The organism is Chryseobacterium sp. 2VB (assembly GCF_005503635.1).
Taxonomy (GTDB): domain Bacteria; phylum Bacteroidota; class Bacteroidia; order Flavobacteriales; family Weeksellaceae; genus Chryseobacterium; species Chryseobacterium cupriresistens.
Genome location: NZ_SCNC01000033.1, coordinates 1 through 13,512, shown reverse-complemented (window position 1 = coordinate 13,512; position 13,512 = coordinate 1). Strand labels below are relative to the sequence as shown.

Genomic DNA, 13,512 nt, shown 5'->3' with positions numbered 1-13,512 from the left:
AGAGAGTAAGAGTGTTATTTTGGGACCGCTTCTAGCTTCTGGCCTCTGGCTTCTCATTCTATCCTCCGACAAAATCACCACCATTGATATGAATAATTTCTCCTGTAATATAACTTGCATCCTTTGAGGCAAGAAAAACATAAGCTGGTGCTACTTCAGAAGGTTGTCCCGCACGTTTCAGCGGAGTGTCTTTTCCAAAGGTGGAAAGGTCATCAAAAGCTTCTTTAACCAATGGAGTCCATATAGGTCCTGGTGCAATTCCGTTTACCAGAATTTCTTTTTCTGCAAGATTATCGGCAAGAGACCGGATAAAAGACAAAACAGCACCTTTTGTTGCCGCATAATCTAACAAGTGGTCACTTCCGCGGTACGCTGTAACAGAGGTTGTACAAATGATTCGTCCTCCTTTTGGTATCATAGGAAGAAAATTTCTGGTGAATGAAATCATGGAAATAATATTGGTATCAAACGTTTCCTGAATCTGTTCATCAGAGATTTTTTCCAGACTGCTTTTTGAAGTATGAATTCCTGCATTATTAACAAGAATATCAATATTCTTCCACTCTGTTTTAATCTTGTCTGCGCATTTGGTTCTGAATGCTTTCCGGGTAAGATCTCCTTTGATCAGAAGACACTTCTGCCCTTCTTTTTCCACCAGTCTTTTGGTTTCGTTAGCATCATCGTCACTTTCTTTATAGATAATGGCGACATCTGCTCCTTCTCTGGCAAAATGAACGGCCACCGCCTGTCCTATGCCGCTGTCTCCTCCGGAAATAACAGCTTTTTTACCCTGCAGCTTCCGGCTTCCCTGATAATCGTTCCTGATAATTTCCGGAAACACCCCGTCTTTAGGGACTTTTGACTTAGAGTCTGATTTGTTCTGTGTTTTCATATGCAAATCTTTTTTCTAAATCACATCAAACAATACGCCGAAAATATTTAAGAATTATAAGCGTCTTCCAGATCCTGAATAATAATTTTCTGCATTTTCATCATCGCCTGAACAACTTTATAGGCTTTTTCCTGGTTAGAATCATTCATCAGCTGGATGAGTCTCTTAGGAACAATCTGCCAGCTTAATCCGTATTTATCTTTCAGCCAGCCGCACATACTTTCTCTGCCACCGCCAGCAGTGAGTGTATTCCAATATTTGTCGGTTTGCTCCTGATCATCTGTCATTACCACTAATGATATTCCTTCATTGAAGTCAAACTGGTGATCATAGGAATTATCCATACAGAATACGCTGTAATTATCGATTGTAAAATGAGCATGCTGAACATTTTCTGCCGGTTCCGGAATGTTATGTCCTTCGCTCCCTGCTCCGTAGGTCAATATATTTCCGATGCTTGAATTGGGAAAAGTTTTCGTGTAAAGTTCCATTGCTTCTTTGGCTTTTCCGTTATTCTGATGGATAAACATCAAGGTAGGAATTATTTTCTGATCGCTTGCTTTTTCTCCCAGAAACAACTGCCATGTTACACCATATTTATCTTGAACCCATCCATATTTCGGGCTCCATGAGTAAGATCCCAGTTCCATCAAAGCTATTCCGCCATCCAGTAACTGATCCCAGTATTTTTGAACCTCATCTTCTGTTTCACAGATGACCATGAAAGAGATAGAAGCATTTTTTTTGAATTGAGGACCTCCATTCAGAAGCATGATTCTTTGTCCAAACAAATCAATATTCATGACAACAGGAGTATCTGCAGTGATTTCGCCTCCGAAAACCTTACAATAAAATTCTGCTGACTGCTTAGCGTCTCCATCATACCAGAGACATGGGAAAATATCGTTATTCATAATTTTAATTTTTAATAAAGGTGGTGTAATTTAATTCTCTATACAGCAAAACAGATCTTATGCCTTTGCTTTTAAACGGTACCAATCCGTTTTACTGCAATGACACTGCAAAATTTTTCAGTTGTATATATATATTATGCTTCTTTAAAGCAGACCTGATTTTCTTTCATGTAATTCTTCAGTTTCATCATTGCATTTTTACCGAAACCATGCAGCTGCATGATTTCTTTTTCGGAGTAATCTGAAAGTTTTTCCAAAGAATTTATTTTTTCTTTTTCTAAGGCTCTTCTTGCCGGTATTGCAATAACTCCGTGAAGGAATTGCTCTGTAGAGTCATAATTAAAAGCATACATAGAGTTTAAACTCTTTGACATGATAACTAGATTGATCATGGCTACAAAAAAATATTGTTAATGATTCTCAACATATTTGTGGAAGTTGTTGAGAATAGCATACCAGCCATCCCGCTGCATTTCCACAGAATTTTGTTTTTCCGGATCGAAAATTTCAATCACCTTTGTTGTATTCTCATCTATTTTATCGAAAACAACTTCCACTTTTCGTCCGTCCTCCAGGTGATACTTAATGATCTCATGAGGAATTATTTCATCATATACGCCTTCAAAATCAAATCCGAAGCTTTTGTCTTTCGCTTCCATTCTGTTTTTGAATTTGCCTCCTACGACAAGGTTATTTTCAGAACTAGGACAGTGCCAGGTCTCGTGGGCGAAATTCCATTTCGTAATGTGCTTGGGTTCATTGAAATAATTCCAAACCTTCTCCACCGGTGCTAAAATTGTGATGTCTATTTTAATTGGATCCATAGTTCTATATTTTTAAAAGTTTAAATAAAGAGCTGCCCAAAAATGAGCATCTCTTTATTATCATTAGTTAAATATAAGATTATTTTGCAGATTCTTCGTTATAGTTCACCATCCAATGAACACCATACTTATCCTGAAAACATCCGAAGTAGTCTCCCCAGAACTGATCTTCAATTGGCATTTCCACGTTTCCGCCATCAGAAAGTTCTTTAAAAATCCTGTCTGCTTCGCTTTTTGAATCAGGGAAAATAGACACATAATTATTATTTCCTACGGTAAGAGTCTGCCCGAATGCCGGTACAATATCGGATGCCATTAACAGGTCTCCGCCTACAGGCAGAGCGATGTGCATTACCCTGTTTTTTTCTTCTTCTGACAGATTTTCGGTACCGGGAGCATTGCCCATTTTATGAATTCCACCAACGAATTCACCACCGAAAACACTTTTGTAAAAATTGAACGCTTCTTCAGCTGTTCCATCAAAATTCAGATACGGATTTAACTTAGCCATGATTTTTAATTTTAAAGTTATTATTATAAAATATTGTTTCTACTGTTGATCCATTAAGGATTAATTAATTTACTATGAATAAAAAACGCTTAATGGTTTAAAAATTTTTCTACTTCTCTGACGGTAAAGTCTATTAAGTTGGTATCAATACTTCCATCAAAGTCCGGCATCATATAAGTACCATGAGTTGCGGGAAGTATCAGTAACCGGGAGCCTTTCACCAACCGCCACATTTCGGTAGTATGTTCCGGCTTCATCACATCCTGATCGCCGCTGATAAATAATGCAGGTGATTTGATCGACCTCAGCACTTCATCATTCCAGTCCTGAAAAGTCTGCATCCTTGTACAATCTTTCTCAAAAAGGTTTTCAAGCTTTGAAAAATCAGGATTGAGGCTTAAGAAATTAATTTTAAAGGGTTCCGGCATTGAGTCAAAAGTTGCTTCCTGCATTCCTTCAAAAAAACCGTCTATCATTCCGCTTCTTTTGTAGAAAGCTGAGGCAACAACCAGTTTTTCAACAATGCCCGGATGTCGGTGGCCAATCTGCATCACCGTACTTCCTCCATTACTGAATCCCCAGAATGAAGCTTTTTCAATGTTGAGTTCTGCCAAAAGTCCTGCAACATCGTCTGCGTCCTGCTCAAAGGTTTCCGGCATATCGCGGTGCTCACTTCTGCCATGATTTTGTAAATCGATTCCTATCAGCTGGAATTTACCTTCAAGCCTTGCGATGACTTCTTTAAAATCATAAAGTATAGAAGAGCCTCCGCCATGAATTAAAACCACGGGCTTTCCCGATCCGTAGATTTCATAGTACAATTGGATTCCGTTGACTTTTTTATAGCCTTTTTCTACTGGATTCATTATTAATATTTAATATTTTCGTCCACATCATATTTCATTCCCGGGTAATCCAAAATTCTGCGCATGAGACCTATCTGCCCGCAGAGATAGTCTTCACGGCCGATGCACATTCCGACAAAATTTAGTTTTGTTTCTTTAATGAAAGGGATGTTCATTCCTATTTCAAATATTTCATCCAGCTCTTCATCGGTTACTTCCTGAAGTTTTTGAAAGACTTTGGCTGAAATTGTATGAAAGTTTTCTTTCAGTTCAGCAAGGGTTGGATATTTAAAACTTTCATCCAGTGCTTTTCCCTGGAAAAACAAATCATTGCAAGGGTCTTCTCCGTGAAGCCCAAGTACTGAACCTAATCCGTAGCGCATGTTGACAAAGTTTCCTGCCATCCATACGATATGATTGGTTTTATTTTCAATTCTTTTCAAGGCGTCTTCTTCCGAAATGCCGTCCAAAACGTTCATAAAGCTTTGGGAATGCATTCTGTAAGCCGGAATAACGAGCTCCATTTTTTTTGCTTTTGGTGTGTTCATTTTTAATCAGAGATTAGAAGTTAGAAATTATAGGTTAGTAGGTTGGAGAAACGCAAAGGCGCTAAGAATTTTACAAACTATGCTTTTTTAAGTCGCAAGGATTTTATCTGCGATAAAATTGTACTTTTCTAAAAATAGTCTGGAAACTTTGACGGTTCACTTGTCATTCCGAGCAGAGCAAGAATTTATTTTATTGCACCCGGTTTTCCTAAAATTCTACGGAGGTAACCCAGCTGCCCGCTGTGATAGATTTCATGAAGGCTTAAGGTTGATATATCTTTAACCATTTCAGGTTTAAAACTCTCAAGCGTGCTGAGCTTTGCTTCCAGCTTATCCTGGGATTGTTTTAAATAGGATTTTAATTCTTCAAAACTGATCAATTCATCTTTCCTGTCCAGAGGAATTTCTCCTCTGTTATAAAAGGAAAATTTTTCATTGTCCCAGACAGATTCTTCTCCTAAAATATTCAGTAATGGATTTCTGATGTAAATTAAATGTCCAAGGATCCAGTTCATACAATTGGCTTCACCATTGGTGAAAAATCAAAGATTCTTCATGGGTAATACCATCGATATTCATCGTAATCACAAAATAGTTATTGGTTACCTGATTTTTTATGATTTCTATATCGTTTGATTGTGTTTCCATATGATATATTTTGTGGTGTTATGGATTATTCTGCAGGGATCTGAGAGGCATCACCATGCACAACTTCCCACTGATGGCCGTTGATATCAGCAAAACTGCTTTGATACATCCATCCGTAATCTACAGGCTCACTGTATTTTGACCCTCCGTTTTCAATGGCTGTTTTTACCATACCGTCTACTTCTTCCCGGCTGTTGACTCCGATAGCAAGAAGTACCTGAGTAGTATCTCCTTTCGCAAAAGGCCTGTTGGTAAAGGTTTGGAAAAATTCTTCTTTAAGAAACATAGTGTAGATATGATTTTCTTTCATGACTACGCATATTGCTTTCTCATCTGAAAACTGTTCATTAATAGAAAAGCCAAGCTTCGTCCAGAATTCTCTGGTTTTTTGAACGTCTTTTACAGGTAAATTGACGTAAATATCGGTAATATTCATTTTGTAAATTTTAGTGGTGATTGTTATCCAAAATTACCGGGATTCGGTAAGAATGCGCTTGCCATAGGGCAAGATTTATTTTTTATTTGGATTAATTTATTCAGCAGGCATTTGAGACATATCTGCAAAAGTAATATTCCAGCCATGCCCATCCGGATCCCAGAAGGAGTTCTGATACATCCATCCGTAATCCTGAGGTTCTTCATGCTGCCGTGCACCGTTCTCTACAGCAGTGTTTACTATTTTATCTACTTCTTCACGGCTGTTCAAACCTACCGCTACAAGAACCTGACTGATATTTTCTTTGGCAACAGGTTTATTGGTGAAGGTCATAAAATAATCTTCCTGGAGAAACATCACATAGATGGTATCATTCAAAACAACGCAGGTTGCTTTATCATCAGAGAATTGTTCATTGATAGAAAAACCTACCTTAGTCCAGAATTCTTTGGTTTTCTGTACATCTTTTACCGGAAGGTTGACATAAATTTGATTGACTTTCATTTTTCGTAATTTTAGTGTTAATCTGTAATCCAAAATTACCGAGGTGCAATGAAAATCTACTTGTCATACGGCAAGATTTAATTTTTCTTGGGATGAGAAACGATTTCCTTACGGATACGACTGAGAGAAGTGTCTGTAACTCCAAGATAGGAAGCAATTTGTTTCAAGGGTGCCCATTGTACGACTTTAGATTTCTGCTCCAGCAGATTCAGGTATCTTCTGGTGGCAGAAAGGGTAAACATTTCTACAGATCTTTGTTTGTAAGCAAAAAGTTCCTGAGACATCCATGATCTTCCCCATTCCCTGAGGTTTGGGATTTTATGGAACAACTCCTGGAATGTATCATAATCCAGCCTCCAGCACTCGCAGTCTGTGATACAAACGATATTTTCCTGAGAGGGAACCCGCTGAAACATTGACAACACCTCAATGATAACTTCATTTTCTACAAAAAAGTGGGTGGTTACTTCATTTCCGTTGAAATCATTCACATAGGAACGCGCCAATCCGCTTTCAAGAATATAATATTCATTGGCCGTTTTTCCTTCCTCAAGAATGAAATCACCTTTCTGGAAAGATTTTTTTTCATGAGCCTGAAATATTTCAGAAAGCTCTTCGGGGAAAAAGAAAGGGAAATCATAGCAGATTTCTAGGGCTTTATTGGTCATTGGTGTCAATTTTTTTAAGTCTTTAAAAGTAAAATTTTTAATTGAATTAAAAGCAAGAAACATTAAACAAAGAATGTAACACCTTTATAAAAAGCCATGTACTACACTATAACAAATATTATTTTAAAACCTACGATGTTAAACAGCCATTTAAACCACCCCGTCAAAAATTCTTTGAATTTTCGCCACCCCTCCGGAGGATGGGAATGACTATCTGCCGATACAGTAATGGTAAGTTTTTTACAGGAAATATTTTTTAAAACAGGGAAAGCTGTATTGATTTGGGAGCATTGGGTTTCTGGGCATCGCCAAATACCGTTTTTCCGCCAAAACGCCAGGAATTCTGTCTTTCTTCTTCAATCACCTGCTGAATATCAAAATCCGGAGTGAAATCTTTTTCTGCTTTTGCTATGATCTGATGAAGTTTATTTAAAGAATTCAGCTTATCAGAATTTCCAAGTTTGGATTTTTCAATCCCTTTTCTCAGAATGCTGATACTTTCGTCATACGTATTGATCGGCACCGGGAAAGGGTGTCCGTCTTTACCACCATGAGCAAAGGAAAACCTTGCCGGATCTGCAAATCTTGACGGCGCTCCGTGAATTACTTCACTGACCAGAGCCAATGACTGCATGGTTCTTGGTCCTACTCCTTCCAGCATCAGCAGGTCTTCAAAATTCTGTGGCTGCTGTTCTCTGGTAACATACAGCAGTGCTCCGAGACGTTTCAGATCAACATCAGAAGCCTGCACATCATGATGGGCAGGAAGAATCAGTCTTGCAAAATCTTTCATCACTTCTGCAGAATCGGTGTGGGAAATATCCAGAATTCCTTTCCTGTTCTCTGAGGCTTCAGTATCGGTAAGGTTAAGAATTCTTCCTCTTGAAATCCCATTGATTCCTGTGTGGGGCTGTTCTACAAAAGAGGTAATGTTTTCCGAGTGCCAGTGATAACGTCTTGCTGTTCCGTCTGATTCATGCATTCCCTGCTGAATGACGCTCCAGTTTCCATTGTCTGAAAGAATGAAATTGTGCAGATACAACTGATAGCCATCCTGAATAGCCGTATTATCTACTTTTGCAGAAAGCTTGCTGGCTCTTACCAGTTCTGTTCCGTTCAATCCGGTTTTATCTGCAATTTTAATGAGCTCTGATGGAGTTTCGCGGGAAAATTTCCCTTTTCCGCCACAGATATAAAGTCCCAGCGATTGAGAATTTGGGTTAACAGAACGTTTTAAAGCTCCCATAACGGAAGTGGTAATCCCTGAAGAATGCCAATCCATTCCCATCACCGCTCCAAAGCTCTGGAACCAGAATGGATCTGCCAGACGGCGTAAGACCTCGTCTTTACCGTAATCCATGAGAATGACTTCAATAATCGAAAGCCCCAGAACAGACATGCGTTCATACAGCCATGGCGGTACTTTGCCATAGTGAAGAGGTAAATCTGCTGTTCCTGATCGTTTCATTCTAAGATTAAAGTGTAAAGGTAAGTTTTATTCACCTTATTATTTAATGATCCGGATCATTATTAATAATCAACTACGGTAAAACATACGGATTCATAAAACCGTTTTTATTGGTGAGAAAGTATATTGATCAGCTTATTAAATGGATCTATAACGAAAAATCTTCGGACTCCCCATTCTTCATGGGTAAGTTCATAAGTGATTTCAAAGCCTGCATTTTTCATTTTATCATAGATTTCATCCACATTATCCACTTCAATTGACAGGTCAGGAACTTCTGTATTATTTCCTCCCTGTTCAGCAAAGCTGATCTGAACTTTGGCTCCTTCCTCATTACCCAATGTTTTAATCCAACCGTGATCCATCAGAATATCCAGCTCAAGAATGTCCTGATAAAATTGTTCTGCTTTAGAGAGATCATCTGTTTTAATATTGGCTACGATTCTTTTTACCATGTTCAAATTTTTTAATAAAAAAGCCTTGTGAAATTACATAAAATTCACAAGGCTTAATCAGGTATTGAATTGAATCTTGATTAAATGGAAGCCGCAGCTTCTAAAATCAGTTGAGTCACTTCTTCAGGATGTGAGGCCAGTGAGGCATGTCCTGCATCCAACGAAATTATTTTCTCGGGTTCAAGCCGCTCTGCCATTTCTTTTTCGGTTTCTGCCGGGATCATACGATCCTGCAAAGAGATCTGGTACCAGCTTGGAATTGTCTTCCATGCCGGTTCACCCGCTACGTCTCCAAAACACTGACTGTGAATAGGTTTTTGTGACAATGACATCACCAAAGCTTTGTCATCATCTAAATCCTGGCAGAAAGCAGATTTAAATTCATCATATTTGATCCATAAAAAGCCTTTGTTATCCGGATAAATGCTTGCTCCACCCGGCGATTCTCTTCTTCCTAACAGAGATCCCAGACTGTCTCCTGCATCTGGTGCGAAAGCCGCAATATAAACCAGTCCTGCCACTTTATCATGATGTCCTGCTCCTGAGATAACGGCACCGCCATAGGAATGTCCTACTAAAAGCACTTTTCCTTCCTGAGCATCAATAAGGTCTGTGGTTTTATTAATATCATCCTGCAGAGAAGTTAATGGGTTCTGAACACTTCTTACTTTATATCCTGCTTTTGTCAATGAAGGGATAATGTACTGCCAATGTGACCCGTCTCCCCAAGCTCCGTGTACCAAAATAATGGTTAAATCTTTTTGTTCCATAATGATTGTGTTAAATTTGATATGGTAAAGCTACGGCTTAGAATATGAGCAGACGTTAACTTAAGTTAATTTACAATCCGGCTTCTTATTCTGCTGAGTGACTGTTCGGTTACACCCAAATAACTGGCAATATGTTTCTGGGCTATTTTCTGAAAGAGCGCAGGCTGTTTTTTGAGCAAATTGAGATATCTGTTTTCAGGGGAATAGCACAGTAGGTCATCAATCCGTTTTTTGGCATCCAGATAAATTTTTTCGCTCATTACTCTTCCGAACTCCTGCCAGTAAGCCTCTTTTTTGTATAAATTCCGAAGGTGATCTTTACTCAACAGCAGAATTTCACAGTTTTCCAATGCCTGGATATTCATATTGGATACAGTATCACAAAGAATGCTTTCATAATCGGTGAAAAATTCATTTTCAAAATAAAATGCAAAATTGATTTCGCGCCCCTGATCATTGATATAAAAACATCTGATGGTTCCTTTTTTTATAAACCCCAGATATTTGCATTTATCCCCCTGTTTCAGGAAAAAATCAGATTTTAAAAGCCTTGTATCATGAAGCAAAGCATAGAATTCTTCAAAATGATCTGAATCTACCTGGAAAATTTCTCCATATTTCTGATAATTATTTGACGTCATTTGGTGTTATTTGATTGGTTTTTATATTCAAAAAAGCCTTGCAAAATCATATTCACAAGGCTTTTCTACAAAAATTATTTTATTATTTCAATGCTGCAAGAGCGGCATCGTAATTAGGTTCATTAGCAATTTCAGGAACCTGCTCAGTATATACTACTTTGTTGTTTTCGTCTGTAACGATCACTGCTCGGCTCAGTAATCCTTTCATAGGAGAATCTACGATGGTCACTTCATAATCGTCTCCGAAGCTGCTTCTGAAATCTGAAAGTGTTTCTACATTATTCAATCCTTCTGCTGCACAGAATCTTCCTAATGCAAATGGAAGGTCTTTAGAAACATTGATGATCACTGTATTATCAAGCTTTGAAGCTTCCTCATTGAATTTTCTGGAAGAAGCGGCACAGGTAGGGGTATCAATACTTGGGAAAATATTGAATACTTTTTTCTTTCCGTCAAAATTTTGAAGTGTTTTCACATTTAATCCTGAATCTACCAATGCAAAATCTTTTACTGTGGTTCCTACTGATGGTAATGCTCCTATTGTGTGTACTTCGTTTCCTTTTAAAGTGATTGTCGTTGACATAATATTTATTTTTTTATTTTTTCAAATGTAATCAAAAAAGAAAATTTTTCCGGTTTTATTATGGTTAAATTAATCTTAAAGTGAGAATAAAAAACATCTTATTGATTATCAGTTTTATCAGACATAATTACTATATAGCTGCAGCCTTGAAAAAGCCTGATTTTAAGGACAAAAAGTTCAGCCTCTGAACATTATAAAATTATTTCTAAAATAAATGTAACCGGAAGGTGAACATAAATTAAGCAGATATCAATATAAAGAGTCAAAAGCCTCTTTTTTTTATGGAAATATCTTAAATAAAACAATGATATTTACTAAATTTGTGGGACTTAAAATTTCAAATAAAAAATAACAGTATAATGTCAGAAAAATCAAAAATCTATTACACACTTACTGATGAAGCTCCAATGCTGGCTACTCACTCGTTTTTACCTATCGTAAAAGCTTTTACAAAATCAGCAGATATCGAAATCGCAGTACCGGACATTTCTTTGGCAGGAAGAATTTTAGCCAACTTCCCTGAGTTTTTGAAAGACGACCAAAAGATCGGTGATGCTTTGGCAGAACTTGGAGAATTGGCAACAAAACCTGAAGCCAACATCATTAAGTTACCGAACATTTCTGCTTCTGTACCTCAATTGGATGCAGCGATTGCTGAATTACAAGGTAAAGGTTTCGCAGTTCCAAACTATCCTGCAGAACCTAAAAATGACGAAGAAAAAGCGATCAAAGCTAAATATGCCAAGGTATTAGGAAGTGCTGTAAACCCTGTATTAAGAGAAGGAAACTCTGACAGACGTGCTCCAAAAGCTGTTAAAAACTATGCAAAAGCTAATCCTCACAGAATGGGTGATTGGGCATCTGACAGCAAAACTGATGTGGCTCACATGAACAATGGTGATTTCTATGGTACAGAAACTTCTACAACTTTAGAAAACGCTACAAAATACAGAATCGTATTCAAAGGTAACGATGGTTCTGAATCTGTTTTAAAAGACTACGCAGGTCTTCAGGCTGGTGAAGTAATTGATTCTTCTGTTATGAACTTAAAGGCATTGAAAGCATTCGTTCAGGAAGCAATCGAAGAAGCTAAAAACAGAAATGTACTTCTTTCTGCTCACCTTAAAGCAACGATGATGAAAATCTCTGACCCTATCATTTTCGGGGCTATTGTTGAAACTTTCTTCAAAGAAGTATTCACTAAATATGCTGAGGCATTCAAATCTTTAGATATTAATCCAAACAACGGTCTTGCTGATCTTTTCGAAAAAATCAAAGGAAATGCTCAGGAAGCTGACATCAAAGCTGATATTGAAAAAGCTCTTGCTGAAGGACCTAGAGTGGCTATGGTAAACTCTGATAAAGGAATTACCAACTTCCACGTACCTTCAGATATCATCGTTGATGCTTCTATGGCTGCTCTTGTAAGAGGCGGAGGTAAAATGTGGAACAAAGACGGAAATGAAGAAGATACCGTTTGTATCATTCCGGACCGTTCTTATGCAGGTTTCTACCAGTCTGTGATTGACGATATGAAAGCGCACGGAAAATTGGACCCTACCACAATGGGATCTGTTCCAAACGTAGGTTTAATGGCTCAGAAAGCTGAAGAATATGGTTCTCACGATAAAACTTTCCAATTAGTTGCAGACGGAACTGTAGAAGTTCAGGATGAAGCCGGAAACGTTCTTCTTTCTCAGAAAGTAGAAAAAGATGATATCTTCAGAATGTGTCAGACTAAAGATGCTCCTATCCAGGACTGGGTAAAATTAGCGGTAAACAGATCAAGATTATCTGATACTCCTGCTATCTTCTGGTTAGACAAAGGAAGAGCTCACGACAGAGAAATCATCAAAAAAGTAGAGAAATATCTTGCTGATCACGATACTACAGGTCTTGACATCAGAATCCTTGATGTAAAAGACGCTATGACTGAAACGTTGAAGAGAGCAAGAGAAGGTAAAGATACAATCTCAGTTTCCGGAAACGTATTGAGAGATTATTTAACAGACCTTTTCCCAATCCTTGAGCTTGGTACTTCTGCAAAAATGCTTTCTATTGTACCATTGATGAACGGTGGTGGTTTATTTGAAACTGGTGCCGGAGGTTCTGCTCCAAAACATATTGAGCAGTTCCTGGAAGAAGGATACCTAAGATGGGATTCTCTGGGTGAATTCTTAGCACTTCAGGCTTCTTTAGAGCATCTTGCACAAACTCAGGGAAATACAAAATCTCAGGTTTTAGCTGATGCATTGGATGAAGCTAACGCTAAATTCTTAGCTACAGATAAATCTCCTGCAAGAAAAGTAGGTCAGATAGACAACAGAGGTTCTCACTTCTATCTAGCAATGTATTGGGCTGAAGCGTTGGCGAACCAGACTGCTGATGCTGAACTTGCTGCTCAGTTTGCTCCTGTTGCTCAGGCAATGCAGGAAAATGAAGAAGTAATCAATGCTGAATTAATTGGTGCTCAGGGTAAACCTCAGAACATTGAAGGTTACTACAAAGCTGATACGTATAAAACATATGCAGCCATGAGACCTAGCACTGTTTTAAATGAAATTATTGACGGAATTTAATTGTTCCTTTTGATATAAATGAAAGCTCCTTTTTTAAGGAGCTTTTTTTGTAACCACCCCGTTAAAAAATATCGGTACAACCACCCCGTCAAAAATTCAAAAAATTTTTGCCACCCCTCCAGAGGACTATCGTGTGGACACAATTATTCCTAGTTTTATACATTTATTGTTATTTAGTATTATGACAAGAAATTTCAGGGAATTAGCCGATAAACGTTTACTTAAA

Annotated in this window: 18 protein-coding genes; 1 reads left to right on the top strand and 17 read right to left on the bottom strand. The window is 37.9% G+C overall.

Going from position 1 to position 13,512, the window contains the following annotated elements:
* Nucleotides 1-58: 58 nt before the first annotated feature.
* From FFS26_RS20665 to tpx, 17 genes are all read right to left on the bottom strand, one after another.
* A complete protein-coding gene (locus tag FFS26_RS20665) occupies nt 59-892 on the bottom strand; it encodes an SDR family oxidoreductase (RefSeq protein ID WP_110010387.1) in 834 nt (277 codons plus the stop codon).
* A gap of 47 nt (nt 893-939) precedes the next feature.
* Nucleotides 940-1,806: a VOC family protein gene (locus FFS26_RS20660; protein ID WP_137906014.1), complete on the bottom strand. Its 867-nt coding sequence runs from the start codon at nt 1,804-1,806 to the stop codon at nt 940-942.
* A 134-nt stretch (nt 1,807-1,940) separates the two neighbouring features.
* Nucleotides 1,941-2,180, bottom strand: a complete 240-nt coding sequence (locus tag FFS26_RS20655) for a hypothetical protein (RefSeq protein ID WP_227942545.1) — start codon at nt 2,178-2,180, stop codon at nt 1,941-1,943.
* A 36-nt stretch (nt 2,181-2,216) separates the two neighbouring features.
* Nucleotides 2,217-2,630, bottom strand: coding sequence for an SRPBCC family protein (locus tag FFS26_RS20650; protein ID WP_110010389.1), 414 nt, complete (start codon nt 2,628-2,630; stop codon nt 2,217-2,219).
* Nucleotides 2,631-2,709: 79 nt separating this feature from the next.
* A complete protein-coding gene (locus FFS26_RS20645) occupies nt 2,710-3,141 on the bottom strand; it encodes a VOC family protein (protein ID WP_062675266.1) in 432 nt (143 codons plus the stop codon).
* An 89-nt stretch (nt 3,142-3,230) separates the two neighbouring features.
* Nucleotides 3,231-4,007, bottom strand: a complete 777-nt coding sequence (locus FFS26_RS20640) for an alpha/beta fold hydrolase (protein ID WP_110010390.1) — start codon at nt 4,005-4,007, stop codon at nt 3,231-3,233.
* A gap of 2 nt (nt 4,008-4,009) precedes the next feature.
* Nucleotides 4,010-4,534 (bottom strand): hypothetical protein, encoded by a 525-nt coding sequence (locus FFS26_RS20635; RefSeq protein ID WP_110010391.1) that lies wholly within the window; start codon nt 4,532-4,534, stop codon nt 4,010-4,012.
* A gap of 185 nt (nt 4,535-4,719) precedes the next feature.
* Complete coding sequence (locus FFS26_RS20630) at nt 4,720-5,049, bottom strand: hypothetical protein (protein ID WP_228449471.1); 330 nt, start codon at nt 5,047-5,049, stop codon at nt 4,720-4,722.
* A gap of 10 nt (nt 5,050-5,059) precedes the next feature.
* Nucleotides 5,060-5,182 carry a hypothetical protein gene (locus FFS26_RS22920; RefSeq protein ID WP_262710330.1) on the bottom strand — a complete coding sequence of 41 codons (123 nt, stop codon included), beginning with the start codon at nt 5,180-5,182 and terminating at the stop codon, nt 5,060-5,062.
* A 25-nt stretch (nt 5,183-5,207) separates the two neighbouring features.
* The gene (locus FFS26_RS20625) at nt 5,208-5,618 is read right to left on the bottom strand and encodes a VOC family protein (RefSeq protein WP_137906013.1); all 411 of its coding nucleotides are present in this window, start codon (nt 5,616-5,618) and stop codon (nt 5,208-5,210) included.
* 96 nt (nt 5,619-5,714) lie between these two features.
* Nucleotides 5,715-6,122 carry a VOC family protein gene (locus tag FFS26_RS20620; protein ID WP_110010394.1) on the bottom strand — a complete coding sequence of 136 codons (408 nt, stop codon included), beginning with the start codon at nt 6,120-6,122 and terminating at the stop codon, nt 5,715-5,717.
* A 77-nt stretch (nt 6,123-6,199) separates the two neighbouring features.
* Nucleotides 6,200-6,790 (bottom strand): Crp/Fnr family transcriptional regulator, encoded by a 591-nt coding sequence (locus tag FFS26_RS20615; RefSeq protein ID WP_110010430.1) that lies wholly within the window; start codon nt 6,788-6,790, stop codon nt 6,200-6,202.
* A 256-nt stretch (nt 6,791-7,046) separates the two neighbouring features.
* Nucleotides 7,047-8,258, bottom strand: a complete 1,212-nt coding sequence (locus FFS26_RS20610; protein ID WP_110010395.1) for a DUF763 domain-containing protein — start codon at nt 8,256-8,258, stop codon at nt 7,047-7,049.
* A gap of 107 nt (nt 8,259-8,365) precedes the next feature.
* Nucleotides 8,366-8,713, bottom strand: a complete 348-nt coding sequence (locus tag FFS26_RS20605; RefSeq protein ID WP_110010396.1) for a VOC family protein — start codon at nt 8,711-8,713, stop codon at nt 8,366-8,368.
* Nucleotides 8,714-8,793: 80 nt separating this feature from the next.
* A complete protein-coding gene (locus FFS26_RS20600; protein WP_110010397.1) occupies nt 8,794-9,483 on the bottom strand; it encodes an alpha/beta hydrolase in 690 nt (229 codons plus the stop codon).
* A gap of 65 nt (nt 9,484-9,548) precedes the next feature.
* The gene (locus FFS26_RS20595; protein WP_110010398.1) at nt 9,549-10,124 is read right to left on the bottom strand and encodes a Crp/Fnr family transcriptional regulator; all 576 of its coding nucleotides are present in this window, start codon (nt 10,122-10,124) and stop codon (nt 9,549-9,551) included.
* 82 nt (nt 10,125-10,206) lie between these two features.
* Entirely contained in the window at nt 10,207-10,707 is a 501-nt protein-coding gene (gene tpx / locus FFS26_RS20590; protein WP_137906012.1) for a thiol peroxidase, read from the bottom strand.
* A 359-nt stretch (nt 10,708-11,066) separates the two neighbouring features.
* Here tpx and FFS26_RS20585 point away from each other — a divergent pair, with 359 nt between their 5' ends.
* A complete protein-coding gene (locus tag FFS26_RS20585) occupies nt 11,067-13,286 on the top strand; it encodes an NADP-dependent isocitrate dehydrogenase (RefSeq protein ID WP_137906011.1) in 2,220 nt (739 codons plus the stop codon).
* The last annotated feature ends 226 nt before the right edge of the window (nt 13,287-13,512 follow it).

What these genes read in the sequence shown, in the direction of transcription:
- FFS26_RS20650 (WP_110010389.1), bottom strand. Translation starts at nt 2,630, where the DNA reads ATGGATCCAATTAAAATAGACATCACAATTTTAGCACCGGTGGAGAAG.
- FFS26_RS20630 (WP_228449471.1), bottom strand. Translation starts at nt 5,049, where the DNA reads ATGAACTGGATCCTTGGACATTTAATTTACATCAGAAATCCATTACTG.
- FFS26_RS20640 (WP_110010390.1), bottom strand. Translation starts at nt 4,007, where the DNA reads ATGAATCCAGTAGAAAAAGGCTATAAAAAAGTCAACGGAATCCAATTG.
- FFS26_RS20635 (WP_110010391.1), bottom strand. Translation starts at nt 4,534, where the DNA reads ATGAACACACCAAAAGCAAAAAAAATGGAGCTCGTTATTCCGGCTTAC.
- FFS26_RS20655 (WP_227942545.1), bottom strand. Translation starts at nt 2,180, where the DNA reads ATGTCAAAGAGTTTAAACTCTATGTATGCTTTTAATTATGACTCTACA.
- FFS26_RS20665 (WP_110010387.1), bottom strand. Translation starts at nt 892, where the DNA reads ATGAAAACACAGAACAAATCAGACTCTAAGTCAAAAGTCCCTAAAGAC.
- FFS26_RS20620 (WP_110010394.1), bottom strand. Translation starts at nt 6,122, where the DNA reads ATGAAAGTCAATCAAATTTATGTCAACCTTCCGGTAAAAGATGTACAG.
- FFS26_RS20595 (WP_110010398.1), bottom strand. Translation starts at nt 10,124, where the DNA reads ATGACGTCAAATAATTATCAGAAATATGGAGAAATTTTCCAGGTAGAT.
- FFS26_RS20660 (WP_137906014.1), bottom strand. Translation starts at nt 1,806, where the DNA reads ATGAATAACGATATTTTCCCATGTCTCTGGTATGATGGAGACGCTAAG.
- FFS26_RS20625 (WP_137906013.1), bottom strand. Translation starts at nt 5,618, where the DNA reads ATGAATATTACCGATATTTACGTCAATTTACCTGTAAAAGACGTTCAA.
- FFS26_RS20610 (WP_110010395.1), bottom strand. Translation starts at nt 8,258, where the DNA reads ATGAAACGATCAGGAACAGCAGATTTACCTCTTCACTATGGCAAAGTA.
- FFS26_RS20585 (WP_137906011.1), top strand. Translation starts at nt 11,067, where the DNA reads ATGTCAGAAAAATCAAAAATCTATTACACACTTACTGATGAAGCTCCA.
- FFS26_RS20600 (WP_110010397.1), bottom strand. Translation starts at nt 9,483, where the DNA reads ATGGAACAAAAAGATTTAACCATTATTTTGGTACACGGAGCTTGGGGA.
- tpx (WP_137906012.1), bottom strand. Translation starts at nt 10,707, where the DNA reads ATGTCAACGACAATCACTTTAAAAGGAAACGAAGTACACACAATAGGA.
- FFS26_RS20605 (WP_110010396.1), bottom strand. Translation starts at nt 8,713, where the DNA reads ATGGTAAAAAGAATCGTAGCCAATATTAAAACAGATGATCTCTCTAAA.
- FFS26_RS22920 (WP_262710330.1), bottom strand. Translation starts at nt 5,182, where the DNA reads ATGGAAACACAATCAAACGATATAGAAATCATAAAAAATCAGGTAACC.
- FFS26_RS20615 (WP_110010430.1), bottom strand. Translation starts at nt 6,790, where the DNA reads ATGACCAATAAAGCCCTAGAAATCTGCTATGATTTCCCTTTCTTTTTC.
- FFS26_RS20645 (WP_062675266.1), bottom strand. Translation starts at nt 3,141, where the DNA reads ATGGCTAAGTTAAATCCGTATCTGAATTTTGATGGAACAGCTGAAGAA.